Annotated in this window: 23 protein-coding genes and 2 pseudogenes; 8 read left to right on the forward strand and 17 right to left on the reverse strand. The window is 65.0% G+C overall.

Translation table 11 applies throughout. The features are described 5' to 3' along the window. Positions 1–166: 166 nt before the first annotated feature. The 8 genes and pseudogenes from IVB07_RS19770 to IVB07_RS19805 form a co-directional block, all read right to left on the reverse strand. A complete protein-coding gene (locus IVB07_RS19770; protein WP_018457843.1) occupies positions 167–994 on the reverse strand; it encodes a hypothetical protein in 828 nt (275 codons plus the stop codon). A gap of 83 nt (positions 995–1,077) precedes the next feature. Continuing rightward, entirely contained in the window at positions 1,078–2,370 is a 1,293-nt protein-coding gene (fsrB, locus tag IVB07_RS19775; RefSeq protein ID WP_018457842.1) for a siderophore utilization protein FsrB, read from the reverse strand. Positions 2,371–2,422: 52 nt separating this feature from the next. Next, positions 2,423–4,395, reverse strand: a pseudogene (locus IVB07_RS19780) (TonB-dependent siderophore receptor). A gap of 518 nt (positions 4,396–4,913) precedes the next feature. Then, the gene (locus IVB07_RS19785; RefSeq protein WP_018457839.1) at positions 4,914–5,579 is read right to left on the reverse strand and encodes a methionine ABC transporter permease; all 666 of its coding nucleotides are present in this window, start codon (positions 5,577–5,579) and stop codon (positions 4,914–4,916) included. Continuing rightward, positions 5,569–6,735: a methionine ABC transporter ATP-binding protein gene (locus tag IVB07_RS19790; protein ID WP_018457838.1), complete on the reverse strand. Its 1,167-nt coding sequence runs from the start codon at positions 6,733–6,735 to the stop codon at positions 5,569–5,571. Before IVB07_RS19790 ends, IVB07_RS19785 begins: the two co-directional genes overlap by 11 nt. 226 nt (positions 6,736–6,961) lie before the next feature. After that, complete coding sequence (locus tag IVB07_RS19795; RefSeq protein WP_018457837.1) at positions 6,962–8,434, reverse strand: DASS family sodium-coupled anion symporter; 1,473 nt, start codon at positions 8,432–8,434, stop codon at positions 6,962–6,964. 112 nt (positions 8,435–8,546) lie between these two features. Beyond that, positions 8,547–9,353, reverse strand: coding sequence for an enoyl-CoA hydratase/isomerase family protein (locus IVB07_RS19800; RefSeq protein WP_018457836.1), 807 nt, complete (start codon positions 9,351–9,353; stop codon positions 8,547–8,549). Between the two features lie 33 nt (positions 9,354–9,386). Further along, positions 9,387–10,145: a hypothetical protein gene (locus IVB07_RS19805; protein WP_018457835.1), complete on the reverse strand. Its 759-nt coding sequence runs from the start codon at positions 10,143–10,145 to the stop codon at positions 9,387–9,389. Positions 10,146–10,207: 62 nt separating this feature from the next. Here IVB07_RS19805 and nthA point away from each other — a divergent pair, with 62 nt between their 5' ends. Genes nthA through IVB07_RS19820 form a run of 3 tightly spaced genes read left to right on the forward strand, consistent with a single transcriptional unit; the run spans position 10,208 to position 11,867 of the window. Further along, positions 10,208–10,831, forward strand: a complete 624-nt coding sequence (nthA, locus tag IVB07_RS19810; protein ID WP_018457834.1) for a nitrile hydratase subunit alpha — start codon at positions 10,208–10,210, stop codon at positions 10,829–10,831. Continuing rightward, positions 10,828–11,487, forward strand: a complete 660-nt coding sequence (gene nthB, locus IVB07_RS19815) for a nitrile hydratase subunit beta (protein ID WP_018457833.1) — start codon at positions 10,828–10,830, stop codon at positions 11,485–11,487. Before nthA ends, nthB begins: the two co-directional genes overlap by 4 nt. Next, the gene (locus IVB07_RS19820; protein WP_018457832.1) at positions 11,487–11,867 is read left to right on the forward strand and encodes a nitrile hydratase accessory protein; all 381 of its coding nucleotides are present in this window, start codon (positions 11,487–11,489) and stop codon (positions 11,865–11,867) included. Before nthB ends, IVB07_RS19820 begins: the two co-directional genes overlap by 1 nt. A gap of 158 nt (positions 11,868–12,025) precedes the next feature. Here IVB07_RS19820 and queC read toward each other — a convergent pair whose 3' ends face one another. Further along, positions 12,026–12,739 carry a 7-cyano-7-deazaguanine synthase QueC gene (queC, locus tag IVB07_RS19825; protein ID WP_018457831.1) on the reverse strand — a complete coding sequence of 238 codons (714 nt, stop codon included), beginning with the start codon at positions 12,737–12,739 and terminating at the stop codon, positions 12,026–12,028. Positions 12,740–12,875: 136 nt separating this feature from the next. Here queC and mazG point away from each other — a divergent pair, with 136 nt between their 5' ends. Continuing rightward, the gene (gene mazG / locus IVB07_RS19830; RefSeq protein WP_018457830.1) at positions 12,876–13,730 is read left to right on the forward strand and encodes a nucleoside triphosphate pyrophosphohydrolase; all 855 of its coding nucleotides are present in this window, start codon (positions 12,876–12,878) and stop codon (positions 13,728–13,730) included. A gap of 20 nt (positions 13,731–13,750) precedes the next feature. On the opposite strand, the gene hflX is transcribed toward mazG, so the two are convergent. The 4 genes from hflX to IVB07_RS19850 form a co-directional block, all read right to left on the reverse strand. Next, positions 13,751–15,133, reverse strand: a complete 1,383-nt coding sequence (gene hflX / locus IVB07_RS19835; protein ID WP_026233449.1) for a GTPase HflX — start codon at positions 15,131–15,133, stop codon at positions 13,751–13,753. 11 nt (positions 15,134–15,144) lie between these two features. Continuing rightward, a complete protein-coding gene (gene hfq, locus IVB07_RS19840) occupies positions 15,145–15,393 on the reverse strand; it encodes an RNA chaperone Hfq (protein ID WP_007591126.1) in 249 nt (82 codons plus the stop codon). A 237-nt stretch (positions 15,394–15,630) separates the two neighbouring features. Continuing rightward, positions 15,631–17,001: a sigma-54 dependent transcriptional regulator gene (locus IVB07_RS19845; RefSeq protein WP_007591127.1), complete on the reverse strand. Its 1,371-nt coding sequence runs from the start codon at positions 16,999–17,001 to the stop codon at positions 15,631–15,633. Positions 17,002–17,016: 15 nt separating this feature from the next. Then, the gene (locus IVB07_RS19850; protein ID WP_247766627.1) at positions 17,017–19,410 is read right to left on the reverse strand and encodes a PAS domain-containing sensor histidine kinase; all 2,394 of its coding nucleotides are present in this window, start codon (positions 19,408–19,410) and stop codon (positions 17,017–17,019) included. A gap of 175 nt (positions 19,411–19,585) precedes the next feature. Between IVB07_RS19850 and IVB07_RS19855 the strand changes: the two genes are divergently transcribed. Continuing rightward, positions 19,586–19,732 carry a hypothetical protein gene (locus IVB07_RS19855; RefSeq protein ID WP_018457826.1) on the forward strand — a complete coding sequence of 49 codons (147 nt, stop codon included), beginning with the start codon at positions 19,586–19,588 and terminating at the stop codon, positions 19,730–19,732. Positions 19,733–19,898: 166 nt separating this feature from the next. Here the strand turns inward: IVB07_RS19855 and ntrC are convergent, their stop codons facing one another. Genes ntrC through dusB form a run of 3 tightly spaced genes read right to left on the reverse strand, consistent with a single transcriptional unit; the run spans position 19,899 to position 23,524 of the window. After that, on the reverse strand, positions 19,899–21,341 hold the full coding sequence (ntrC, locus tag IVB07_RS19860; protein WP_007610301.1) for a nitrogen regulation protein NR(I): 1,443 nt from the start codon (positions 21,339–21,341) through the stop codon (positions 19,899–19,901). A 9-nt stretch (positions 21,342–21,350) separates the two neighbouring features. After that, complete coding sequence (locus tag IVB07_RS19865; protein WP_026233448.1) at positions 21,351–22,526, reverse strand: nitrogen regulation protein NR(II); 1,176 nt, start codon at positions 22,524–22,526, stop codon at positions 21,351–21,353. Beyond that, positions 22,523–23,524: a tRNA dihydrouridine synthase DusB gene (gene dusB, locus IVB07_RS19870; RefSeq protein ID WP_018457824.1), complete on the reverse strand. Its 1,002-nt coding sequence runs from the start codon at positions 23,522–23,524 to the stop codon at positions 22,523–22,525. Before dusB ends, IVB07_RS19865 begins: the two co-directional genes overlap by 4 nt. A 281-nt stretch (positions 23,525–23,805) precedes the next feature. On the opposite strand from dusB, the gene IVB07_RS19875 reads away from it, so the two are divergent. Next, positions 23,806–24,987, forward strand: coding sequence for a bifunctional 2-C-methyl-D-erythritol 4-phosphate cytidylyltransferase/2-C-methyl-D-erythritol 2,4-cyclodiphosphate synthase (locus tag IVB07_RS19875; RefSeq protein ID WP_018457823.1), 1,182 nt, complete (start codon positions 23,806–23,808; stop codon positions 24,985–24,987). Positions 24,988–24,990: 3 nt separating this feature from the next. After that, a complete protein-coding gene (locus IVB07_RS19880; protein ID WP_018457822.1) occupies positions 24,991–25,590 on the forward strand; it encodes a CinA family protein in 600 nt (199 codons plus the stop codon). On the opposite strand, the gene IVB07_RS19885 is transcribed toward IVB07_RS19880, so the two are convergent. Beyond that, on the reverse strand, positions 25,490–25,819 hold the full coding sequence (locus IVB07_RS19885; RefSeq protein ID WP_346659459.1) for a mechanosensitive ion channel domain-containing protein: 330 nt from the start codon (positions 25,817–25,819) through the stop codon (positions 25,490–25,492). The genes IVB07_RS19880 and IVB07_RS19885 overlap by 101 nt on opposite strands. An 8-nt stretch (positions 25,820–25,827) precedes the next feature. Between IVB07_RS19885 and IVB07_RS40680 the strand changes: the two are divergent. Continuing rightward, positions 25,828–25,932, forward strand: a pseudogene (locus IVB07_RS40680) (cytochrome c4); the annotation flags it as partial. Between the last annotated feature and the right edge of the window lie 18 nt (positions 25,933–25,950).

A 25,950-nucleotide genomic window follows, 5' to 3' on the forward strand; every position in this document is an offset into this window, starting at 1 on the left:
GAATCCGGGCGGAGTGTGGCCGACGACCTCGTCGAGCGGGCTTGGGGCGATTTCGCGCTGCTTGGCCTTGGTTGCGCCTGCAGGACAAGCTGCAATTTCCGATTGCGCATTCTTGAGCCAGGGCGGCGCGCAACGTTGTAGCCCCGAAGGTAACTGGATGATCGCTCTAGCGCACGAGCAGCAACTCCAGCTGGCTCTGCGCTTTCTTGACCGCCGTCGCATACCAGCTCTGGCTTGGTGCCTCCTTGGCGAAGCACGCCGTGTACGCGGTCATCGCGTTGTCTTCGCGGGTGATGTCGCCGCGGGGGTCTTTCTTGTCGATGGGTTTGGCCATCATCTGCTTCCAGACCTTTTCGCAGGCCGGGATCTCAGCCGTCTTCACCGCGTCGCTTGCGGCGAGAAAGAAGACCTTGTCGCCATGGATCGCGACGACGTCGATTTCATGCGGCGGTCCCTTCAGGTCGCCATTGCCGCGCACGCCCAGCACGGCGACGGCCGCGCTCGCTCCCGCGGGCTTCGTGATCGGCAGTTCGGCGTATTTGGCGAAGGCGGAGTCCTGGATCGCCTGATAGTAGAAGCGGTCCGATTTGAAGGCCGCGCCGATCTCCTGCGGCATGCCGTCCTCGCGGTGCTCGCGAAGCCAGTGCCTGAGCAAGCCGGTCGTGGTCGCCACCGCTTGCATCTTGTCGCCTTCGGAGGCGAAGCCGAGGCCGTCGAGATGGCCAAAGCCGGAGTCGCCCTTGAAGAGCGTGTCCGCATTCGTCTTGCCGTCGGCCGGCAGTCCCTTGATCACGACGGGGCCCACCAGGCCGCGCAGGACGCCCGTCAACTCCTTGAGCGCCGCATCGTGCTGCTTATAGGTCTCGTCGTTCTCCGCAGCTTTCGAGAACTTTGCGATGTAGCGATCGCGCAGGTCGAGATAATGCTGCTCGGGCGTGGCCGCATCGGCGGGCGTAGCAAAGACGAGCAGGCAGAGCAAGGCAAGCGATCTCATGCGATTTCCGGAAAGGCGGGGAGTGATCTCCAGTCTTTGTGCCGGTGCCGGGCCGTAAGGTTCATCCGCGCCGGACGAACGCCCTACTCCGCCGGCGTCAGTTGCTGCCGGCTTGGGCGCATCGCAGCCGTCGCCCGCACGCGGACACGGGCGCGGCGCTTGCGCCACCAGATCACGATTCCGGTGACCGAGAGCGCCGCCACCACCAGCCCCATGACCGAGATCAGAATGCGGCCGAACAGCCCGACGATGCGGCCCGAATGCAGCGGGAATTGCGCCTGTACGAAGATGTCGGCGGCGGTGCCGACCCAGGGCAGCCGTTCGCCGATCGGACGACCGTCCTCGCTGTCGTAATAGAGCTGCGCCGGGCCGACGCCGCCGGCGCCGTGATCGTCGCCGGGGTGGAAGAAGGCCGCGGCATAGACGCCGTGGGCCGGGCCGTGATTGACCGAGCCGACCGGGATGGTCCACCCTCGCCCCTTGCCGTCGACCGCCGCGCGCGCGGCGATGTCGGCGAAGCTGACCTTGGGCTCGATGGGGTCGTCGAGATCGCGATACGGCCGCTGCTCATAGGGCGTCGGCGTGTAGTTCGACACCATTTTCATCAGCGGCGAGAACACCTCGAAATAGAGGTTCAGCGAGAACGCCGTGAAGGCGATGATGAAGAGCACGCCCCAGGTCCACAGGCTGAAAGCGCGGTGGATATCGAAATTGATCCGGTAGGCGCTGCCTGACGTCTTGATGGTCCACGCGGGCGCCCAACGCGCCCAGAAGCCGCGTTCGAGCTGGCGCGTGACCTGGGGTGCCCGCGCCGCCCGGGCGCGCCGGCGCGAGGGCAGCGTCAAATACAAGCCGACGAAGCAGTCGATGGTCCAGATGATGGCGATCACGCCGAGCAGGCGCATGCCCCAGCGGTCGCTGCCCCAGAATTCCGGGATGTGCATGGTGTAGTGCAGCTTGTAGAGGAACGAGACGAAGTTTTCGCGCGTCACCGGCCACACCGCGCCCCAATAGCGCCGGCCGAGCTCGGCGCCAGTATTGGGGTCCAGAAAGATCTGATTGTAGTCGAGCGGATAGCGCTTGCCGGTCGCGGGATCGATCCTGGGCATGACGAAGAACCACAGCGAGTGGCCCTCCTCCGGCGTCATGAACAGGTAGACAACGCGCGCGCGGGGATCGCGCTGCTCGATCATCTTGGCGAGATCGATCGAGGGAATGGCCGGGCCCTTGCTGCTGACGTCGAACAGATGGCTGTTCAGGACCTCGTCGATCTCGTGATCCCAGGAGATGATCGCCCCGGTGATACCGGAGAAGAACAGGAATCCGGCCGTGAGCAGTCCCGCCCAGCGATGCAGCTTGCCGAATATCGCTCTCATCGTCTTCTCTCATCAAGCAGGCCCGGCCGCCATTGCCGGACCGTCCTAGACCTCACCACCGATACGTCAGCTTGCCGATGGCCTTGCGTCCCTCTGCGTAGAAGCAGCCCGACAGGCTGTAACAGGCGGCGACGTAGCGGGTGTCGGCGAGATTGGTGACGTTCAGCGACAGGCGCCAATTGTCCCTGGTGTAGGCGAGCAGCGCGTCCAGCACGGTCGCGGATCCGACCTTGAATGTATTGGCGTCATCGCCCCAGGTCGCGCCGACATAGCGGACGCCGCCGCCGAACTGCAGGCCCGCGAGCGGCCCGGTCTGAAGCGTATAGTCGTTCCACAGCGAGGCGCGGTTGAGCGGCACGGTGACCGGCGCCTTGCCGACATTCACCGGATCCTGCGTGACGATTGCATCGACATAGGCATAGGCCGCGCGCAGGTTCCAGCCGTCGGCGAGCGACATCGTGCCTTCGAGCTCGAGGCCGCGCGATTTCACTTGGCCGGTCTGCTCGGCAATGTTGAGCGGAGGCGCAAAGGTGACGACGTTGTCGCGCGTCAGGTCGAAGGCGGCGAAGGTGAACAGCGCGTTCCATCCGAGCGGCTGGTACTTGACGCCCACCTCGTACTGCACGCCGGTCTCGGGATTGAGCAGCTGTCCGCTCGGGCCGGTCGCGAGCACCGGCAGGAACGATTCCGAGTAGCTGAAATAGGGCGCGATGCCGTTGTCGAAATTGTACATCATTGCGGCGCGGCCGGTGAAGGCCGACGCATCCTTCGCGACCGACGTATTGAAGATGCCGCTGCCGACCTGCGTCGTTACAAAATCCTGGCGGCCACCGAGCTGGAACGAGAGCCGGCCGAGCTTGATCTGGTCCTGCGCGTAGAGGCCGACCTGCGACTGCTTGACCCCGGTGTCGTCGCTCATGGCGCCCATGGTCCAGTCGTAGCTGTAGACCGGGCTGAAGACGTTGATCTCGGGCGCGGACGTCGTGACGCCAAAGGCGGTGTCGCGGAATCTGGTGTTGCGATAGTCGATCCCGACCAGCGTGGTGTGGCTGAGGAAGCCGGTGGTGAATTTGCCCTGGAGCTGGTTGTCCACGGCGAAGGAGTCGATGTAGGAGTTGCTGTAGCTGCCGAAACGGGCGAGCTGTCCCGCGGCCTCGTCGGTATAGCCTCCGCCGAAAAACACCTTCTCCTCGTTGTGCTGGTAGGCGTAGCGCAAATTCTGCCGGAATGTGATGTTGTCGGTGAAATTGTGCGAGAGCTGGTAGCCGGCGGTCGCGATCTCGGTGTTGAACGCGTTGAAGCTCGGCCGACCGGGATGGTGCGGCCGTTGTTTGGCCACACCGTGCCCGAGGCCGGCAAGAACTGGAGGCCCCACCCTGCCCGGTCGCGCTGGTAGTTGGCGAGGATCGTGATGGTGGTGTCATCGTTCGGCTTGAACGTGACGGCGGGCGCGACGAAGACGCGGTTGTCCTTGGTGAAGTCGACCTGGGTTTCGCCGTCGCGCACCACGCCGGTCAGGCGCCACAGCACGGTGCCGTCCTTGTTGGCGGGACCGCCCATGTCGAACTGGCCCTGATAGCGGTTGAAGCTGCCGCCCGAGATCGAGACCTCGCCGAACTGCTGGGCCGTCGGCAGCTTGGTCACGTAGTTGAGGATGCCGCCGGTGCCGCTGCCGCCATACATCGCCGAGGATGGGCCCTTGAGAACCTCGAGACGCTCGGCGCCATAGGGATCGAGGCCGTTGAAGTGCACGTAATTGCTGGAGGGAATCCGCAAACCGTCGACATAGAGGCCCGACATGGTGGTGTCGAAGCCGCGGATCTGGAGGGCGCCGAAGCGCGTGTCCGAGCCGCCGTTGACGTCGCCGCTGACGCCGGCGGTGTAGCGCAACGCCTCGCCGATCGAGACCGCGCCCTGGTTCCTGACCTGGTCGGTCGTGACGACGGAGACGGACTGCGGGGTTTCGATCAGCGGCGTATCCGTCTTGGTCGCGGTGCCGCTGCGCGTCGCAACGAAACCGCGCACCGGACCATTGGAGCGTTCACCGGTGGCGTCGTTCGAGGATGCCGACTGGGTTGGCGCAGCTTGCTGCGACGGAGAGCGACGATTGGCGCGCGCGGTGCGTGTCGCCGCTGACTGTCGCGTTGAGGCGACCGCTGCAGGCCGGGCGCGCTGAGCCGGGGCTTCGACGGTGACGGCGGGGATCTGCGTTTGCGCCTCCACGGCACCGAAGGGAACGACGAGAGCAAATGTGCTGGCCGCTCCGAGGAAGAGAGTCTGTATCTGTCGACGACGCGTGTCGGCACGCGAAGCAAGTTGGAAATCGGTCACGTTTGTCGAGGCCCCACGCACTGCCGGCTTCGCCGGTATCGTTTTTGATGCCTCGCCCTAACGCAGGCGATTTCGGAGTGCGATAGGAACTGCGTTAGAATTTCTCCAGACGCGTGCGCAACGCGTGCGACGAATGCACTCAGTCGTGTCTCGAAGTTTGGAATGCTTCCAGACCGACAAGAACCTGCTTGTTCGAAATGTCTTAAACGGCGTCAGCGATGTCGCAGCCGGCGATTAACCCGGCGCGCGAGATAATCGCCGGCGCTCTGCACGAGCTGCACCAGCGCGATCAGCACCACGACGACGGCCAGCATCATCTCCGGCATGAAGCGCTGATAGCCGTAGCGGATGCCGAGATCGCCCAGGCCTCCGCCTCCGACGGCGCCGACCATGGCGGAATAGCCGAGCAGGCTGACAACCGCGAGCGTCAGCGCCAGCAGAAGACCCGGCAGCGCTTCGGGGATCAGCACCTTGAGCACGATCTGCATCGGCGAGGCCCCGAACGAGGACGCCGTCTCGATCAGGCCGCCATCGACCTCGCGGATCGCGGCCTCGACCAGGCGCGCGATGAACGGCGCCGATGCGATCGTCAACGGTACGATCGCGGCCGTCGATCCGATCGAGGTGCCGGCCACCAACCGCGTGAACGGGATAATGGCGACGACCAGGATGATGAAAGGCGTGGATCGCGTCGCGTTGACGACGGCACCGAGCACGCGATTGACGATGGGCGCCGCGAACAGCTCGCCTTTCCGGCTGGTCGCGAGAAAGACGCCGAGCGGCAGGCCGAAGGCGGTGCCGATCAGCGCGGCGAGCCCGACCATGTACAGGCTCTCGCCGGTCGCCTGGATGATCAGGTTGATGAGTTCAGGCGACATAGCCGAGACGCTCCGCGGGGAATTGATATTGTGAAAGCCAGGCCAGCGTGCGCGTCGTCGCGTCCTCGCCGCCGGACATGCCGAGAGGGATACCAAGCGTCAGCGAGCCCACATGCTGGCCGCCGATCTCGTCGATGCGGGCCGACAGCAGCGACACGTCGAGGCCGAGCTCGCGCGCCAGCCGCGCCACCATCGTGTCACCGGCCCCTGCCCCGCGCACCTTGACGCGGATCACGGCCTGTCCGGCCGGAGGCTGCTCCGAAACGATCCGGCTCGCCAGCGACACCGGCAGGCTGTCTCCGATTACTTCGGCCAGGAAGGATTGCGTGATCGGATGCTTGGGGTAGGTGAAGATGTTGGCGACATGGCCGCTCTCGACGACGCGGCCGGCATCGAGCACCACGACATCCCCCGCAAGTTGGCGCACCACGGACATCTCATGGGTGATCAGTACGATGGTCACGCCCAGCTCGCGGTTGATGTTCGCGAGCAGATCGAGGATCGCCCGCGTGGTCTGCGGATCGAGCGCCGAGGTCGCCTCATCCGACAGCAGCACGCTCGGCCGCGTCGCGAGCGCACGGGCAATGCCGACGCGCTGCTTCTGGCCGCCGGAGAGTTCTGACGGGTAGCGATCGTGCTTGTCTGCGATGCCCACCAGCGCAAGCAGCTCGGCCACGCGCGCGCGGATATCGGCCTTGGCCCAGCCGGCGATCTCCAGCGGCAGCGCGATGTTGGCGGCAGCGGTGCGGGAGGACAGCAGATTGAAGTGCTGGAAGATCATGCCGATCGAGCGCTGCGCCAGCCGCAAGTCGCGGCCCGAGAGCGCCGAGATATCTCTGTTATCGACGACGACGCGGCCCGTGGTCGGCCTCTCCAGGCCGTTGATGAGCCGGACCAGGCTCGATTTGCCGGCGCCGGAGCGGCCGATGATTCCGGTGATCGAACCGCGCGGGATGGCGAAGTCGATGTTTTGCAGGGCATTGACGCCGGGCTTGCCGCGATAGGCCGGATAGGTTTTCGAGATGCCTTCGAAGCGGACCATCGCGTCGGACGCAGTCGCGGCAGGTGAGATCGCGTGAGCTGAGATCGCGTCAAACTTTTCGATCGGCTGTCCGATCGCGAGCGACGGGTGGACGTTCATGGAGGCGGCCTTCATGCACAATAGTTCCCTTGCCCCTGGGCATCCGGGAACGGTCGCATCAAGCGACGGAGAGTGAAACCGCGATGAGGACTCGGCTGGAGCGCGCTGCACCGCAGCACGCACAATCGCCCTTTCGGGTCGCTCTGGCAATGTCAGATATTTGCGGGGAGTTGGACGAAGTTTTTCAAATGTCTTCCCGCTGAAGAAAATTCATCTGCCGCCGCATTGCCTCCCGCCCGACTCAGTGGACCTGCAACCAGGGCCATACGATCAGCAGGAGCCCCGCGAAATAGAGCATCCCAAAGATCAGCCCAAAACCCCAGAACTGACCCTTGCCGATATAGCCGCTCCCGAAATACATCGGCGCCGGCCCGGTCGCGTAAGGCGAGATCACCCCCATCAGGCCGAGCGAATACATGCAGAGCATGGCGAGCGTCGTGACTGGTAGGTCGGGGATGCCGGATCCGACCGCGAGCACCACGGGCAGCACGGCGGCGGCATGCGAGGTGATGCTCGAGAAGAAATAGTGGATCCAGAAGAACAGCGCGACCAGCAGGAGCATTGCGGTCGACGGCGACAGCCCGGCGAGCGGCTTTGCGTATTCGGTCGCGAACCATTTGATGAAGCCGATCTCGTTGAGGCCCGAGGCCAGCGTCAGCAGCGAGGTGAAATAGAAGAACACCTCCCAGGCGCCCTTCTCGGCGACGATGTCGGCAAACTCGATCACGCCCGTCACCAGCATCAGCGAGATCACGATGAACACGACGGTGGTGGCGTTGACGAAATTCGAGCCCAGAAGCGGCACGCGGATGTCCGGGCTCGAGCCCGCGATCCACAGGAACATCGCGAGCAAGATCAGCGCCAGCATGATCCATTCATTGCGCGACATCGGGCCCATCTCCGCGAGCTCCTTCGATGCCCATTCGGAAATTTCCGGGCTGCTCTTCACCTCGGGGCGGCAGACCGCGTAGCTGAGCAGCGGGACCAGCACCATCAGGAGCAGGCCGAGCGGCGCAAAGCCGATGAACCACTGCGCCCAGCTGACGTCGATTCCGGCGGTCTTCTTGGCGATGGCGAGCGCCGCTGCATTGGGCGCCAGCGCGGTGAAGAACAATGAGCTGGTGACGGCGGTCGACGCGAACGCGGTCCACATCACGTAGGTGCCGATCTTGCCGGCAGTCGGTCCTGGCTCGGAGCCGTAGATGCGCGGGATGTTGCTGATGATGGGATAGACGATGCCGCCGCTGCGCGCGGTGTTGGACGGTGTCGCCGGCGCCAGCAAGAAGTCCGACATCGCCACCGCATAGCCGAGACCTAGCGTGTTGGTGCCGAGCTTTTGCACCAACACGAGCGCAATACGCCGGCCCAGCTGGCTCTTGCGGTACCCGATCGAGAACACGAAGGCGCCGACGATCAGCCACACCGTGCTCTCGGCAAAGCCCGCCAGCATCCAGCGCAGCGATTTGGTCGGATCGGGATCGATATAACCGCCGACGCCGGCAACCGTCAGCCCGATCAGGCCGACCGCGCCGACCGGCATCGATTCCAGGATGAGCCCGGTGATGACGGCCGCGAAGATCGCAAAATAGTGCCACTGATTGGCGTTGAGCCCTGCGGGCACCGGCCACAGATAGATCAGCAGCCATACCGCGAGCGGCGCGATCAGCTTCCAGCGAAACCCTTTCGCCTCGGGTGCCTGCGTGCCAGTGGTCATGGGCCCTCCCCCTCGATCGTCATTGTCGTCTGCCGGCCCGTTGATCGGGCCTATTTTGTCCCAGCGCCGCGTATACGGATAGTCGGCGGCGCAATCAATGCCTGGCCGGCTTCTACCGCCCTCTGAACTTCGGTTTGCGTCGCGTCAGGAACGCCTCGACGCCCTCCTTATGGTCCTCGCTAAGGCTTGCCAGGGCGAACTGGTCGACGTCCATGTGGCTGGCGAGATTATCCAGCGCATGCGCCAGCCGGTTGACCGTGAGTTTCGTCATGGCAACGGAGAGCGGCGGCTGCGCGGCCACCTTGCGCGCAAGCTCCATCGCGGCATCGAACGCATGGCCGGGATCGACCACCTGCTCGACCAGGCCCCACTCATAGGCTTCATCCGCGCTGATGCGCTGATCGGCCAGGATCACCGCCTGCTTGGTGCGCGCCGGGCCGATCAGATGCAGCATGCGCGGAATGCTCTGCCAGCTCATGTTCATGCCGAGCCCGATCTCGGGCACGCGCAGATGGGCATCGCGTCCCATGACGCGGAAGTCGAGCGCGACGGCCAGCGCCACGCCGCCGCCGACGCAAAACCCCTCGATGGCGGCGATCGTGATCTGCTCCATCTCCTGCCAGGCGTGGGTCAGGCGCGGTCCGAGCTTGAGATGCCGCCGCAGCGTGCCGAGGTCCATGTCCTTGCGCGCGCGGCCTTCGGCATCCTTGAGGTCGAAGCCGGCGCTGAACGCAGCCGCGCTGCCTGTCAGCACCACGGCAGAGGTTGCGGCGTCATCCTCAAAACTGCGCGCGGCCGCGGTGAGCTGGCGTAAAGCCTCTGGCGATAGCGCATTGATGCCGTCGCCGCGGTCGAACCGCACCACCGCAATCCGTCCCTCCGGCCCGAGGCCCTTCTCGATCTTGACATAGTCAGGCAACGCAAACTCCCCTGGTCTTGGTCTTCCTGGCGCTCACAGATGCCCGGTGCGCCGATGTTCGGGTTCGCTTCCATGGACCGGAAACCGGATCGTGGTCCCGATGGTGATCCAGTTGGCATTTTCGCCGGTGATGTTGCGGCCGTAGATCAGATCGACGGAGAATATCTCGTTCGGTCGGTAGCGGACACCGGTCTGGAAACGCGGCTGCACGATGCTTGCGACCTCGGCGGCGCCGGCCTGCCCGTACGCCTCGATCGTCCATTGCAGCGTGTCGGTGAATTTCCAATCGAAGCCGATGCCGTAGGTCAGGTAATGGCGATCCACCGTCCGATCCCAGAGCCAGCCGCCGTTGACGTTGATGCGCATGGTCTCCGACAGGCGGAAGGTCGCGGGGATGACGGCAAAGGCGGCTAGCGCCTCGCCGGTCGCCGCGTCGAACGATCCTCCGCCATAGGCCGACAATCCCCACCGGCCGATTCCGGTCGGGACGAAATTCGTCTTGGCTTTTGGCGCGATTGTCGTGCTCCAGTCGCCGCCGCTCCGGGCCCGGATGGTCTGCAGGCTCAGCTCGATCGGCCTGAAGGGATCGACGACACAGGAGGGATTGGCGACCGCCGAAAAATCCGTGTTGGAAGCCGCCGACAGCCAACTTTCCACCTTGCAGGAGCCGACATCGGAAATGTCGGCGGCATCGACCGCATAGGCGCCATTCGCGGCGCGCGCATCCTGCGCCGCGAATGCGCCAAGAGCCGCGATTGCGACGGTTATTCCGGTTCTTGCAGCCCAGCCCATGGTGCGATGTTAGCAGAGTCTTCGCCTCGACAACGCCCGGATTCTGGGACTATCTTCGCCCCATGAGCGACCATCATCACCACGATCACGACCATTCCGAGCTGTCGGAGACCGAGCTGCGCGTGCGCGCGCTCGAGACGATCCTGACCGAAAAAGGCTATGTCGAGCCGGCCGCGCTCGACGCCATCATCCAGGCCTATGAGACCCGGATCGGCCCCCATAACGGCGCGCGCGTTGTCGCCAAGGCCTGGAGCGATCCGGCGTTCAAGAAGGCACTGCTGGAGGACGGCTCGAAGGCGATCGGCACGCTCGGCCATGTCAGCCGCGTCGGCGACCACCTCGTCGTGGTCGAGAACACGCCGCAACGTCACAACATGGTCGTGTGCACGCTGTGCTCCTGCTACCCCTGGGAAATGCTGGGGCTGCCGCCGCTCTGGTACAAGGCCGCGCCCTATCGCTCCCGCGCGGTGAAGGACCCGCGCGGCGTGCTCGCCGATTTCGGCGTGCAAGTCGCCAAGGACGTTGAAATCCGGGTATGGGATTCGACCGCCGAAACGCGCTTTCTGGTGCTGCCGATGCGCCCCGCAGGGACCGAAGGCTGGAGCGAGGAGCAGCTCGCCGAGCTGGTCACGCGCGATTCCATGATCGGCACCGGCTTTCCCAAGGCGCCGGGGGCGCCGTCATGAACGGCGTGCACGACATGGGCGGCATGGACGGGTTCGGCAAGGTCGAGCCCGAACCGAACGAGCCGGTGTTCCACGAGGAATGGGAGTCGCGTGTTCTCGCCATGGTACGCGCGATGGGCGCGGCCGGCGCCTTCAACATCGACACCTCGCGCTTCTATCGCGAGACGATCCCGCCGCATATCTATCTCTCGAGCTCCTACTACAAGAAATGGTTTCTCGGGCTCGAGGAGATGCTGATCGAGAAGGGCTACCTCACTCGGGAGGAAGTCGCCGCCGGCCACGCGATGCAGCCGGCCAAGGCGCTCAAGCACGGCAAGTTTGATCTCGGCCAGGTCGAGCGCATCATGGTGCGCGGCAAGTTCGCCCGCCCTGCCCCGGCGCCGGCGAAATTCAAGATCGGTGACAAGGTCCGCGCGAAGAACATTCACCCGGCGACCCACACCCGCCTGCCGCGCTACGTGCGTGGTCATGTCGGAATCGTCGAGCTGAACCATGGCTGCCACGTGTTTCCGGACTCGGCGGCGATGGAGCTCGGCGAGAATCCGCAATGGCTCTACACTGTCGTGTTCGAGGGCCGCGATCTCTGGGGCGCGGACGGCGATCCGACCTCGAAAGTCTCGATCGATGCGTTCGAGCCGTATCTGGACCCGGCGTGATGAGCAGCACGGCTGCTGCTGCCGCGACGGCAGCGATCCCGAGCATTCCGCGCGACGATGACGGCCCGGTGTTCCGCGCGCCCTGGGAGGCGCACGCCTTCGCGATGGCGCTGACGCTGCACGAGCGCGGCGTGTTCACCTGGCCCGAATGGGCGGCAGCCCTGGCCTCCGAGATCAAGCGCGCGCAGGCGGCCGGCGATCCCGATACGGGCGAGACCTACTATCTCCATTGGCTCGCCACGCTGGAGGGGCTGGTCGCGCGCAAGGGCGTTGCGTCTGCGGAGACGTTGCATCGCTACCGCGACGCCTGGGACCACGCGGCCGATCGCACCCCGCACGGCAAGCCGATCGAGCTGAAGGCGGAGGATTTTGCGCCGTAGTCCCTTTGCGCGTTGCTTGGGTACACTCTAATCCCAACCAACACTGTCATTCCCCGCGAAGGCGGGGAATCCAGTACGCCGCGGCCTGTCGATTATCGCTACCTTCTCGGAGTACTGGATCACCCGCTTTCGCGGGTGATGACACCGAGTCTATGGTATCACCGTCCCGCCACGTACTCCCGCCACCCCTTCGCCCGCAGGCTGCACGCCGGGCATTCTCCGCAGCCGTATCCCCAATCATGCTGCGCGCCGCGTTCGCCGAGGTAGCAGGTGTGCGACTGCTCGCGGATGAGGTCGACCAGCCCGTCGCCGCCGAGGTCATGGGCGAGCTTCCACGTCGCGGCCTTGTCGATCCACATCAGCGGGGTATGCAGCTCGAACTTGCGGGCCATGCCGAGCGACAGCGCGGCCTGCATCGCGCGGATGGCGTCGTCGCGGCAATCGGGATAACCGGAATAGTCGGTCTCGCACATGCCGCCGACGATGTAACTGATGCCGCGCCGATAGGCCAGCGCCGCGGCGAAAGTCAAAAACACCAGATTGCGGCCGGGCACGAACGTGTTCGGCAGGCCGTCGGCGCCCATCGCAATCGCGACGTCGCGCGTCAGCGCCGTCTCGGACACGGCCGCCAGCGTCGGGATCGCTAGCGTGTGGCTCTCCCCGAGCCTGGAAGCCCAATCCGTGCGCAGGCCCTTGATGCCGTCGAACAGCCGGTCGCGGCAGGCAAGCTCGATGGCGTGGCGCTGCCCGTAATCGAACCCAAGCGTCTCCACGTGCGCAAAACGATTCAGCGCCCAGGCAAGGCAGGTGGTGGAATCCTGGCCGCCGGAAAACAGCACCAGCGCGGTTTCGGATGAAGATGCGTCAGTCATGGCCCGCGCTTTAGCACTGCGCACGCGGCTCGCCAATCTGGCGCGCCAACCGGTGGAAATCACCCTGTTCCGCCGCGCTACGCTGGGAACGGGGGCGCTTTTGGCATAAGGCTTGAGAGCCAGGAGAATGCCCGCAATGACCCCTTCCCGCGACATTTCCCGCCTGATCGAGATCATGGCGGCGCTGCGCACGCCGGTGACTGGCTGCCCCTGGGACCTCGAGCAGAATTTTGCGACCATCGCCCCCTATACGATCGAGGAAGCCTATGAGGTGGTCGAGGCCATCAGCCGCGGCGATCTCGACGATCTCTGCGAGGAGCTCGGCGACCTCCTGCTGCAGGTGGTGTTCCATGCTCAGATGGCCGAGGAGCAGAACGCCTTTGCCTTCGGCGATGTCGTCGAGGCCATCACCCGCAAGATGATCCGGCGCCATCCGCACGTCTTCGCCGACAAGGAGGGCAATCTCGCCTCCTCCCACGTCAAGGAAGTCTGGGACCGCATCAAGGCCGAGGAGAAAGCCGAGCGCGCCGCGCGCCGGCCACCCCAGGAAGCGCCGTCCCACAAGTCGCTGCTGTCAGGCGTGAAGGCCGGCCAGCCCGCCCTGACGCGCGCCATGGAGCTGCAGCGCAAGGCCTCCACTGTCGGCTTCGACTGGAACGATCCGCGCGCGGTGCTGGCAAAAATCCGCGAGGAAGCCGACGAGATCGAGGCCGCACTCGATCGCAACGACAGCGAGGGGTTGGCGGAAGAGACCGGCGACCTGATGTTCGCGCTGGTCAACCTCGCCCGCCATGTCGATGCCGATCCGGAAGCCGCGCTGCGGGCGACCAACACGAAGTTCGAGCGGCGGTTTGCCTATATCGAACGGGCGCTGGAGGCGCAGGGGCGGACCCTCGAGCAGGCGTCGCTGGCGGAGATGGACGCGTTGTGGAATGAGGCGAAGAGTGCGAAGCAGTCGTCACCAGAGGAGCGCAAGCAAGCCGGCCGCTAACTCGGCCGGGACGACACTAACTACACGGACAGTCGCGGCACGGCATCGAACCGGTTCACCACGATATCCCGCTTGGTCTCGTCCACCCGCACCGTCATGTCGAAGCGGCCGTCGTGCAGCTCTTTCGCCAGCACTTCGGAATTCCGATGCAGCCAGCTGATGCCGGCGCCGTCGGAGGCATCGATGGAGAGGTCGAGCGTGATGCGCTTGGCGGCCAAGCGCTCCTCGATCGCGGCGAGCAGCGCGTCGACCCCTTCGCCCGACACGGCCGACACCAGCATCGCGGGATGGTCCTCCGGCCTGCGCGCGGCGATATTCAAGAGTTCTTCGCGCTGTTCGGGACCATAACGGTCGATCTTGTTCCAGACCTCAATGATGCGGCCTGAATCATCGGGATTGATGCCGAGCTGGCGCAGCACCGCGTCGACGTCGCTCTGCTGCGCCTCGGCATCGTCGTGCGAGATGTCGCGCACATGCAGGATGACGTCGGCCTCCAGCACCTCCTCCAGCGTGGCGCGGAAGGCGGCGACGAGCTGCGTCGGCAGATTGGAGATGAAACCGACGGTGTCCGACAGCATCGCCTTGCCGCCATGCGGCAGGGTGAGCGCGCGCAGGGTCGGATCCAGCGTGGCGAACAGCATGTCGGCGGCCTGCACGTCGGCGCGGGTCAGGCGGTTGAACAGCGTCGATTTGCCGGCATTGGTGTAGCCGACCAGCGCCACGACGCGGTACGGCACCCGCTGGCGGCCTGCGCGATGCAGGCGGCGTGTGGCCTGCACCTTCTTCAGTTCGCCCTCGAGCTTGGAGATGCGCTCCTGGATCAGGCGGCGGTCGGCTTCGATCTGCGTCTCGCCGGGACCGCCCATGAATCCAAAGCCGCCGCGCTGGCGCTCGAGATGGGTCCATGAGCGCACCAGGCGCGAACGTTGATAGTTGAGATGCGCGAGCTCGACCTGGAGCGAGCCTTCCTTGGTCTTGGCGCGGCGGCCGAAGATTTCCAGGATGAGACCGGTGCGGTCGAGCACCTTTGCCTGCAACTCCTTCTCGAGGTTGCGCTGCTGGATCGGCGCAAGCGCGCAATCCATCACCACGAGTTCGACGTCGAGGCTCTTGGCGAGCGCGGCGATCTCCTCGACCTTACCCTTGCCGATATAGGTCGCAGGGCGGATCTGGCTGATCGGCGCGATGATGGCGTCGGCAACGACGAGATCGATCGCGCGCGCGAGGCCGGCGGCTTCGTCGAGCCGGGCTTCCGCGTCACGCACGACATGAGCTTCCGATTGCGCGTCGGCACTGCCTGCGCGCACCCGCAAATAGGGACCGATGACAAGCACCCGCCCCGTCTGCGTACCCCCTGCCGACCGCGGACGGTCGGCATCCCCGTCGAAATTCCGGGGTTCCAATCAGATCACTCTCAAGCCGGCTGATCCTCACCGCCTTCGAACAGCTGGATCGGAGCGCCCGGCATGATGGTCGAGATCGCATGCTTGTAGACGAGCTGCGAGTGACCGTCGCGCCGAAGCAGCAAACAGAAATTGTCGAACCAGGTCACGATGCCCTGGAGCTTCACTCCGTTGACCAGAAAGATCGTCAGTGGCGTTTTGGTTTTGCGAACGTGATTAAGGAAGGTGTCCTGCAGGTTTTGTGCGCGGTCTGCCGCCATTGTTTTTTTCTCGCTTTGAGTTTCTTTTTATTGCGCCGGTTGCGGCCCTCTTTTGAAACTCGGGGTCCTCGTCCGGTTGCCGTCCCTCATGAGATCCCCCTCGGGGGGACAGCGGTTCAATTAGAGGACAGGTAGGCTTATTAGGCAAGCCGCTTCACGCGGCAGCCCATGCCGTATTGCCCCGAAAAACTACGGAAATCGATGATTTTCCTCGCCTATTCCAACGACGTCGCAGCGTTAGCCGACGCCGAGCGCCTTCAACTTCCGGTGCAGCGCCGAGCGTTCCATGCCAACAAACTCGGCCGTGCGAGAAATATTTCCTGAAAAACGGCTGATCTGTGCAATCAAATAGTCGCGCTCGAACACTTCGCGGGCTTCGCGCAGCGGCAGGCCCATGATGTGCTCGCCATTGTTGCTGGTCGGCATCGCGGGCACCATGGAGCCGACATCCTGCGGCAGCATGTCGGCAGTGATGATGACTTCCGGCCCGCCAGCGGCGAGAATCATGACTCTCTCAACGTTGTTGCGGAGCTGGCGCACATTGCCCGGCCAGACATGCGACTGCAGTACCGCCATCGCGTCCTGGCCGATCTGCCGCTTGGGCAGGCCGCTGCCCGCGGAGATCTGCTCCATGAAATAGTCGATCAATTCCGGAATGTCTTCACGCCGCTCCGACAATGCGGGCACGCGGATCGGCACCACCGAGAGCCGGTGATAGAGGTCCTCGCGGAAATGACCGGCCGCGATTTCCTCTTCGAGGTTGCGCGCGGTGGAGGAGATGATGCGGACGTCGACCTGCACCTTGCCGTTGCCGCCGACGCGCTGGAACGACTGCTCGACCAGCACGCGCAAGATCTTGTTCTGGGTCTCGCGCGGCATGTCCGCGATCTCGTCGATGAACAGCGTGCCGCCATGAGCCTCTTCGAGTGCGCCGGGCTTGCGCGCGTGCTCGCCGTTGGACTGCTCGATGCCGAACAGCTCGTGCTCCATCCGCTCGGGCGTGATCGCAGCGGCGTTGATGACGACGAAGGGGCCGTCGGCGCGGCCCGAGGCCGTGTGCAACGTGCGGGCGGTCAGTTCCTTGCCGGCGCCCGCGGGGCCGACGATCAGGATGCGGCTGTTGGCCTTGGCCGCACGCTCGATGGTCTGGCGCAGCTGGTTCATGCTGGGCGAGCGGCCGACCAGCGAGCTTGCGCTCGGCGCGAGTTGCTTCAGCTCCTTGACCTCGCGCTTGAGCCGCGAGTTCTCCAGTGCACGGTTCGCGACCAGGATCAGCCGGTCGGTCTTGAACGGCTTCTCGATGAAGTCGTAGGCGCCACGCTTGATCGCGGCGACCGCGGTCTCGATGTTGCCGTGGCCGGAGATCATCACGACCGGCAGATCGGGGTTGTCCTTCTTGACCTGCTCCAAGAGCTGTAAGCCGTCGAGCTTGGAGCCCTGCAGCCAGATGTCGAGGAACACCAGATGCGGCCTGCGGTTGGCGATCTCGGCGAGCGCCGTATCGCTGTCGCGCGCGGTCCGGGTCACGAAGCCCTCGTCTTCGAGGATGCCCGCAACGAGATCCCGAATATCGGCCTCATCATCGACAATCAGAATTTCACTTGCCATGGATCGCCTGTTTTCTCAGCTGCCTGTTGAGGCTTTGATCTTCGTTGAATCATTGGTCTTTTCAGCCGGCTCTTTGGTTTCGACGGCCGCCTCTTTTGTTTCCGGATCCTTGAGGGATTGCGTGGCCGTTGCGCCGCTTTCCGGCTTGGTCGTTGCCGCGGCTGCCGGTTCGGCCCCCTCGCTTTTCGCGGGAGCGCCGGCGATCGCAAAACGCATCCGCATCCAGGCGCCGCGCTGGCCCTCGCGGAAGTCCGAGGCATCCTTCAGCTCGATGCGCCCGCCATGGTCTTCCAGCACGCGACCGACGATCGCGAGCCCAAGGCCGGTGCCTTTGGCGCGTGTCGTCACATAGGGCTCGAGCAGGCGCGAGCGCGCCACCTTGGGCAGGCCGATGCCGTTGTCGACGACGTCGATCAGCACGTCCTCGCCCTCGCGCGAGACCACGACGTCGATCCGGCCTTTGCCGAGCTCCTCCAGGGGGACCTGCTCGATCGCCTCGGTGGCGTTCTTGACGATGTTGGTGACGGCCTGCGAGATCAGCCGCCGGTCGAACTGGGCGCGCAGCGGGTCTTCCTTGAACTCGGCCTCGATATCGATCTCGGGGTGGGCGACCTTCATCAGGAACACCGCCTGCCGCACTGTGTCGGCGACGTCCTCACCCTCCATGACCGGCTTAGGCATCCGCGCAAAGCGCGAGAACTCGTCGACCATGCGGCGGATGTCGTCGACCTGACGCACGATGGTGTCGGTGCACTGTTCGAAGATCTGCTTGTCCTTGCCCTCGGTGATGTCCTTGCCGAATTTGCGGCGAATGCGTTCGGCGGAGAGCTGGATCGGGGTCAGCGGATTCTTGATCTCATGCGCGATGCGGCGCGCGACGTCGCCCCAGGCCGAGGTGCGTTGCGCCGAGACCAGTTCGGTGATGTCGTCGAGCGTGATGATGTAGCTGTCGTGCGGCTGGCTGGTCTTCTCGGCGCTGACGCGGACCGACAGATTGCGTTCCTGCCCGTCGCGCGTGATCGTGATCTGCCCCTGCACCAGGCGCTGGGTCCCTTCCCGCGCCGTCTTCATCATCTCTTCGAGCTCGGGCAGCACGTCGGAGAGCGGATGGCCGAGCGTCTCGGCTTCGGAGTGACCGATCAGCTTTTCGGCGGAACGGTTGAGAATGCCGACGCTGCCTGAGGTATCGACACCGATAATGCCGGCGCTCGCGGACGACAGCACCGCCTCGATGAAGCGGCGGCGGCTGTCGATGAGCTCGCTGGCGTTGACGAGCTCGTCGCGCTGGCTACGCAACTCCTCCGTCATCTTGTTGAAGGTCTCACCCAGCTGGGCGAGGTCGCCTTCCGACTGGTGCACCGGCACTTTCACATGGAGATCGCCCGTCGAGACCGTCTGGGCCGCGTTCATCAGGCGTCGGATCGGCGAGACCAGCGAGTTGGCGAAGTTGAGGCCGATCAGCACCGAGGCCATCAGGATGGTCAGCGCGATCACCGCGAACATCAGCGCGAACGCGACCTGGATGCCGAGCCGGCGCGACTCGATCTGGGCGTATTCGGCGACGCTGACCTCGGTCTGCTTGAGCTGGTTGACGACATTCGGATCGAGCGGCCGTGCGACGTAGAGGAATGTGTCACTGAAGGCGCGCAAGCGGACCACCGCGGCGACGAAGCTCGCATCGGGCAGCACCGCGATCTCGGGTTCGGATTCGTTGACGTTGCTGAGGAAGTCCGGTGCCGGCGGCGAATAGGCCAGCCGCATGCCGGTGTCGGCGGATTCGAGAATGTTGGTGTTCTTGTCGATGATCATCGCGCCCGGCAAATTGCGCGAGGCGGCGCTGGACGTCAGCAATTCGCGAAACGAGCGGCGATCCTGGTCGTAGAGCGGCCGCGCGTGGGCGATGTCGTTGGCCATGCCGAGAATGTCGCCCCGGATCAGCTGCGCATGGTCCTGCATGTAAGCCCGCGCGATCGTCAGTGAATTCTGGATCACCTCCTTGGTCGGGCCGGAGAACAGGCGGTCGAGGCCGCGCTCGATGGTGACGTTGGCGACGACGGCGACCAGCACCGCCGGCAGCACCGCCACGATCGAGAACAGGCTGACGATCTGGACATGGAGGCGCGCCGCCGCCCTGCCCCGCCGTCGCGCCAGGATCAGCTGCCAGAGCTCGCGGATGATGATGCCGACCAGCAGCAGGATGGTGGCTGCGTTGCTCAGATAGAACGAACGGACAACTTGCGGCGTCAGTTCGATGCTGGTGAGGCCGGTCAGGACCAGGAAGGTGAGCAAGGCCGACAGCAGCGCCAGCGCCACGGCGAACGGCGCCAGCCAGCGTCGCGCCGACCAACGCCGGGGCTCTTCTGCTGGGGCCGTGTCAAAGGATGCGGCCGAGGTGTCTGCGCTGGTCATTCCGGCAATGGGTGCTGAAAACGGGGGGGCCGCGGCGGGCGGCTACTGATGTATTCGTACCACATTGTTGCCGAATTGCGACAATTCCGCGGCGTCACCGCCGCGACCGACCCGCGCATCCACAGCGACATGCCGGAGGGCGGGAACGGATTCCAGCCCCGGCGGCTTGACCAGCATGCACAGGTTCTTTCTCGCGATGATGGTATCGGCCGTGCTGCTGCTGATCGTGGCGGCGGACCTGCTGGTCAATGGTCTCGGGGTGCAGGAGCCCAATGCGAACGTCGCCAGCGCAATACAGGTCTCAGGCCGGTTTGTCAGATAGGTGTGAGGCCGCGTTCCGCGGCTGAAATCACCCTTTGAATGTTCCTGCGGAACATTTCAGTCCGATCGGGACTTCTGCTCACCGCGTCAGCCACGACGGCCAGCGCGATCGGACAGGCTCAGCTCCGCTTGGTAGGGGGAGCTGAGCCACCGGCCGTTGCGTGGGGCTAGCCGCCGCTCCGATACACCTGGATATCGAGATCCCGGATCTTCTTCCGCAGCGTGTTGCGGTTGAGGCCGAGCAGATCGGCGGCGCGGATCTGGTTGCCGCGGGTGGCCGCGAGCGCGGCCGTGAGCAGTGGCACCTCGATCTCCTTCAAGATGCGATGATAGAGGCCCGGCGGCGGCACGCCGTTCGGGAAGCCCTGGAAGTGCGAGGAGAGATACGCCTCCACGGCGCCACCGAGATTGTCGACGCCATGCTGGACGGCGGCACCCGGGCTGACCGTGGGTGGCGCCAGCTCGCCGTCGATGACGGAGCCCGTGATCACATCCTGGGGATACAGCGCCGCGAGGCGACGGGCGAGGTTCTCGAGCTCGCGCACGTTGCCCGGCCAGCGGTGCTGCTTCATCCGCTCCAGCGCCAGCGTGTCGAGCTTTTTCGGCGGCAGGCCGTCCTTCTCCGCCAGCGCGAAGAAATGACGGATGAGATCGGGCAGATCCTCGATGCGCTCGCGCAACGGCGGCAGCCGTAGCGGCACGACGTTGAGGCGGAAGAACAGATCTTCGCGGAACAGGCCTTGCTGGATCAGGACGCGCAGATCCTTGTTGGAGGCCGCGACGATGCGCACGTCGGTCTTGATCGGGGTGCGACCGCCGACCGTGGTGTATTCGCCCTGCTGAAGCACGCGCAGCAGACGGGTCTGCGCCTCCATCGGCATGTCGCCGATCTCGTCCAGGAACAGCGTGCCGCCCTCGGCCTGCTCGAACCGGCCGGAGGCGCGGGTGTTGGCGCCGGTGAAGGCGCCGCGCTCATGGCCGAACAGCTCCGACTCGATCAGGTCGCGCGGGATCGCCGCCATGTTGACCGCGACGAACGGGCCATTGCGGCGCTTGCCGTAGTCGTGCAACGCGCGCGCCACCAGCTCCTTGCCGGTACCGGACTCGCCCGTGATCATCACGGTGAGGTCGGTCTGCATCAGGCGCGCCAGCACGCGATAGATTTCCTGCATCGCCGGCGAGCGGCCGACCAGCGGGATCGCCTCCATCTCGGCGTCCTCGTTCGGCGTCGAGACCCGCTCCTTCGGCTCGGCCAGCGCGCGGCCGACGATGGCGATCAGCTCCTTCAGATCGAAGGGCTTCGGCAGATATTCATAGGCGCCGCGCTCGGAGGCCCGGATCGCCGTCATGAAGGTGTTTTGCGCGCTCATGACGATAACAGGCAAATTCGGCCGCATCTTCTTGATCCGCGGCAACAGGTCGAACGCGTTCTCGTCGGGCATCACCACGTCGGTGATGACGAGATCGCCCTCCCCCTGGCTGACCCAGCGCCACAGCGTTGCGGCATTGCCGGTCAGCCGCACTTCGTAGCCGGCGCGCGATAGTGCCTGATTGAGAACCGTGCGGATGGCGGTGTCGTCATCAGCAACGAGAATGCTACCTGCGGGCATCGTTAATCCTCATTTCGCCCCCTGTGACGCAGACGACGACTTTCCGGCAGAGCCGTCGTGACTGCTTTGATCGGCATGTTTCACCGATGTGGAATACATCGGCATCAGCACGCGGAAGGTTGTCTTGCGCGGCTGAGATTCGCATTCGATGATGCCCCCGTGATCCCCGATAATCTTTGCGACCAGCGCGAGGCCCAGACCCGAGCCGGTCTGTTTGGTGGTGACGAAGGGATCGAACAGGTTTGGCAGAAGATCGTCCGGCACGCCTGGTCCGTTGTCCTTCACGCAGAATTCGAGCGGCAGGGATACACGGGATTTTTGACCGGGGACTGACAGGCGGACGCCGGGGCGAAACGCGGTGGTGAGCTGGATTTCACCGTCGGGAACGTCGATCAGCGCTTCGGCGGCGTTCTTCACCAGGTTGAGGAACACCTGGATGAGCTGGTCCTGGTTCGCCAGCACCGGGGGCAGCGAGGGATCGTAATCCTCGACGAAGCGGATGTTGCGGGCAAAGCCGGACTGCGCCAGCCGTTTGACGTGATCGAGCACCGAATGGATGTTGACGGGGCCGCGCACCACGGGGCGCTCGTCGCCGAACACCTCCATGCGGTCGACCAGCGTCACGATGCGGTCGGCCTCGTCGCAGATCAGCCGCGTCAGCATGCGGTCTTCCGAGGAGGCCTGCTGCTCCAGGAGCTGCGCCGCGCCGCGGATGCCCGAGAGCGGGTTCTTGATCTCGTGCGCCAGCATCGCGGCGAGCGCGATCACCGAGCGCGCGGCGCTGCGATGGGTGAGCTGGCGGTCCATCTTGTCGGCGATGGAGCGCTCCTGGAGCATCACCACGATATGGCCGGGCCGTTCCGTGACGGGGGCAACGTGCAGATCGACCTGGCGGTCCCCGCCCATGCGCGGCGTGCCCAGATCGACCTTGTACTCGTTGACAGGTGCATTCGACGAACGCACCTGGTCGATCAGCGCCAGCAAGGGGCTGCCAAACGGCACCAGCTCTTTCAGCGACTGCCGCTTCAAGAACTGCGTCGAGATATCGAAGAAGGCTTCGGTTGCGATGTTGGCGGCGACGATTTTGCCGTCCGGCCCGATCATCAGCACGGGATTGGGAAGTGCGTCCAGGATGGCATCGCTGTCGGACGGAAACGGCCGACGATGTTCAGCAACTGAGCTCATGCAGCGGCGCTCCATGCGAAGTCGTCGAAGGCATCTTGCAGTGACCGGTGAACGAGGTGCGGATCCTCCGAGGTGAGGATTTTCTGGCGCCAGGATTTCAGCTTCTCGGCCGGCGCACGGCTCACATCGGCCGCGACGTCGAGCGCCCAGCCCAGATGTTTTCGCGCGTGCCGCAGCCCGATGCGCAGGCCGTAGAGCGCGCAGACGCCTTCATAAAGCGTGCGCACATAATGCAGCTGCGTCTCGAGCGGCGGCGTGGCTTCCACCGCCCCACCCTTGAGGCGGCGGCCGATCTGGCCGGGCAGCCAGGGCTGGCCCTGCGCGCCGCGGCCGATCATCACGGCATCTGCGCCGGAGGCCTTTAACGCCGCGAGGGCCTTCTCGTAAGTGGTGATGTCGCCATTGACGACGAGCGGAATGGAGATGGCCTCGCGTACGGCGCGGATCGCATCCCAATCGGCCTCGCCCTTGTAGAACTGGCAGCGGGTGCGGCCGTGCACGGTGACGAGCTTGATGCCTGATGCCTGTGCGCGCCGCGCCAGTTCCGGTGCGTTGCGGGTGCGGTCGTCCCAGCCGAGCCGCATCTTCAACGTCACTGGCACCTTCACCGCCGCGATCGTCGCTTCGATCAGGCTGACGGCGTGGTCGAGGTCGCGCATCAAGGCGGAACCGGACTGGCCGCCGGTGACGTGACGAGCCGGACAGCCCATGTTGATGTCGATGATATCGGCGCCTTCGGCTTCAGCGATCCGGGCGCCCTCCGCCATCCAATGCGTCTCGCACCCGGCGAGCTGGACCACGTGGGGACCGATCCCCGTGGCTTCGCAGCGCAACCGGGACATATGATGGCCATTGGCGAGTTCGTCGCTGGCCGTCATTTCGGACACCACCAGACCGGCCCCCAACTCCGCGGCAAGCCGGCGGACGGGCGAGTCAGTCACCCCCGACATCGGTGCCAGGAAGACCGGGGTGGCGACATCAATATCGCCTATCTTCAATGGCTTAGAGCCTGATACTACCGAGCCGGTCACAGGGGTCTCGTTGCGTTGGCAGCGCCTCATCGCGCCTGCCATGACCTATCTTGCGCACAATTCTTGTGCAGTCAAGCGTCATGCCTACAGTTTAGACAGTTCTGCAAATCTTTCAAGTGCAGTGCAGCAAAATGCTGTTTCCCACAATCCGGGGAAACCCCCTTTTATTGCGGGCCTGCCGTGCTAGAGGCATGCGGCGATCACCCCACCCCCGACTCTCTTCATCACCAAATGAGTATTTGAGTCCTATGGCGAAATCACAGCGCACCGCAGTCGTCCTCGTCGCTGCCGGACGCGGCCTGCGCGCAGGCGCCGGTGGCCCCAAGCAATATCGCGAGATCGGCGGCGTGCCGGTGATCTATCGCGCCATGGAGGCCTTCAGCCGTCATGCGGACGTGTTCGCAGTTCAGCCCGTCGTGAACCCGGACGACAGCGCCATGTTCACGGCGGCGGTCGCAGGGCTCGGCCACGAGGCGCCGGTCAATGGCGGCGCGACCCGGCAGGCCTCGGTGCTCGCCGGTCTCGAAGCGCTCGCCAGGCACAAGCCCGACATCGTCCTGATCCACGACGCCGCGCGACCCTTCGTTTCGGAAGGCGTGATCACCCGCGCGATCGATGCGGCCAGCCGCACCGGCGCGGCGATCCCCGTCGTTCCCGTCACCGACACCATCAAGATCACCGGCGAGAATGACAATGTCGAGGACACGCCGGACCGGGCGCGGTTGCGAATTGCGCAGACGCCGCAATCCTTTCGTTTCGACGTCATCCTCGAAGCGCATCGTCGCGCGGCCAAGGACAGGCGCAGCGATTTCACCGACGATGCCGCGATTGCCGAATGGGCGGGATTGACGGTTGCAACCTTTGAAGGCGATGTTGCCAATATGAAGCTCACCACTCCCGAGGATTTCGTGCGCGAGGAAGCGCGGCTGGCAAGCCTGCTCGGCGACATCAGGACCGGCACGGGCTACGACGTCCACGCCTTCGGCGAGGGCGACCATCTCATGATATGCGGCGTGCGCGTGCCGCACACCAAAGGCTTCCTGGCCCATTCCGACGGCGATGTCGGCCTGCATGCGCTGGTCGACGCCATCCTGGGCGCGCTCGCTGACGGCGACATCGGATCGCACTTTCCGCCCAGCGACGCGAAGTGGAAAGGCGCCTCCTCCGACCAGTTTTTGCAATACGCCATCGAGCGCGTCACCCAGCGCGGCGGCCGCATCGCCAATCTCGAGGTGACCATGATCTGCGAGCGGCCGAAGATCGGCCCTTTGCGCGAGACCATGCGCGCGCGCATCGCCGAGATTTCCGGCGTCGACATCTCCCGCGTCGCGGTCAAGGCGACCACCAGCGAGCGGCTCGGCTTCACCGGCCGCGAGGAAGGCATCGCGGCCACCGCGAGCGCCACCATCCGTCTGCCCTGGAGTGTCTAGGCCATGGCCGGCAGCGACGCACGCGCCCTCTCCCGCTCGCTGCTCGATTTGTGCCGGATGCGCAAGCTGACGATCGCGACCGCGGAATCCTGCACCGGCGGCCTGGTTGCCGGTGCGCTGACCGACATCCCCGGCTCTTCCGACGTCATCGATCGCGGCTTCGTCACCTATTCCAACGACGCCAAGCGCGCGATGCTCGGCGTCGAGGTAAGCACGCTCACCAATTTCGGCGCCGTCAGCAGGGAGACGGCAACAGCCATGGCGGTCGGCGCGCTGGAGCGTGCCGGCGTCGATCTTGCAGTCGCTATCACCGGCATTGCCGGCCCCGGCGGCGCCACGCCCGGCAAGCCGGTTGGCCTCGTGCATTTCGCCGCCGCCGCGCGCGACGGACGCATCGTCCATCGCGAGCATCGCTTTGGCGCCATCGGCCGCACCGCCGTGCGTCAGCGCTCCGTGGTCGAGGCGCTGCGCATGCTGATGGATCTCGCCCGCGGCCCGCAAGTTACGGCCAAGCCGAAACGTGCCGCCGCAGTAACCCGCCTGCGCCCGCGCGTGACACGATCACCGCGCCGGCACGCGGTGAAGCGCAGGCCGCCGCGCTGACCGCGGGGGTGAGATCCCTCACGCAGCCGCGAGTTAAGCACTCACGTGATCGAGCACGCACTGCTTGATCGCGCTGTGATCGACGATGGCTGCGCCCCACACCAGCCCGTAGAGACTTGACCTTTCCCGCCATGCAGGTGACCTCGACGTCATTGCCGATGTGGAAGGGTCGAAACAGCAGCAGCATGACGCCGGCGGCGATGTTGGAGAGTGGGCCCTGTAATGCCAGACCAACGGCGAGAGATGCGCAACATTGCCCGTGCGATGACGCCGCTGGAGATCGAGCAGGCCGCTGCGTATTATGCCTCGCAGCCGCCGGATGTCGTGAAGGCGGTGGATTGAAATTTTGGCACGCCTGCC

Source organism: Bradyrhizobium sp. 172, from assembly GCF_023101065.1.
GTDB lineage: Bacteria > Pseudomonadota > Alphaproteobacteria > Rhizobiales > Xanthobacteraceae > Bradyrhizobium > Bradyrhizobium canariense_D.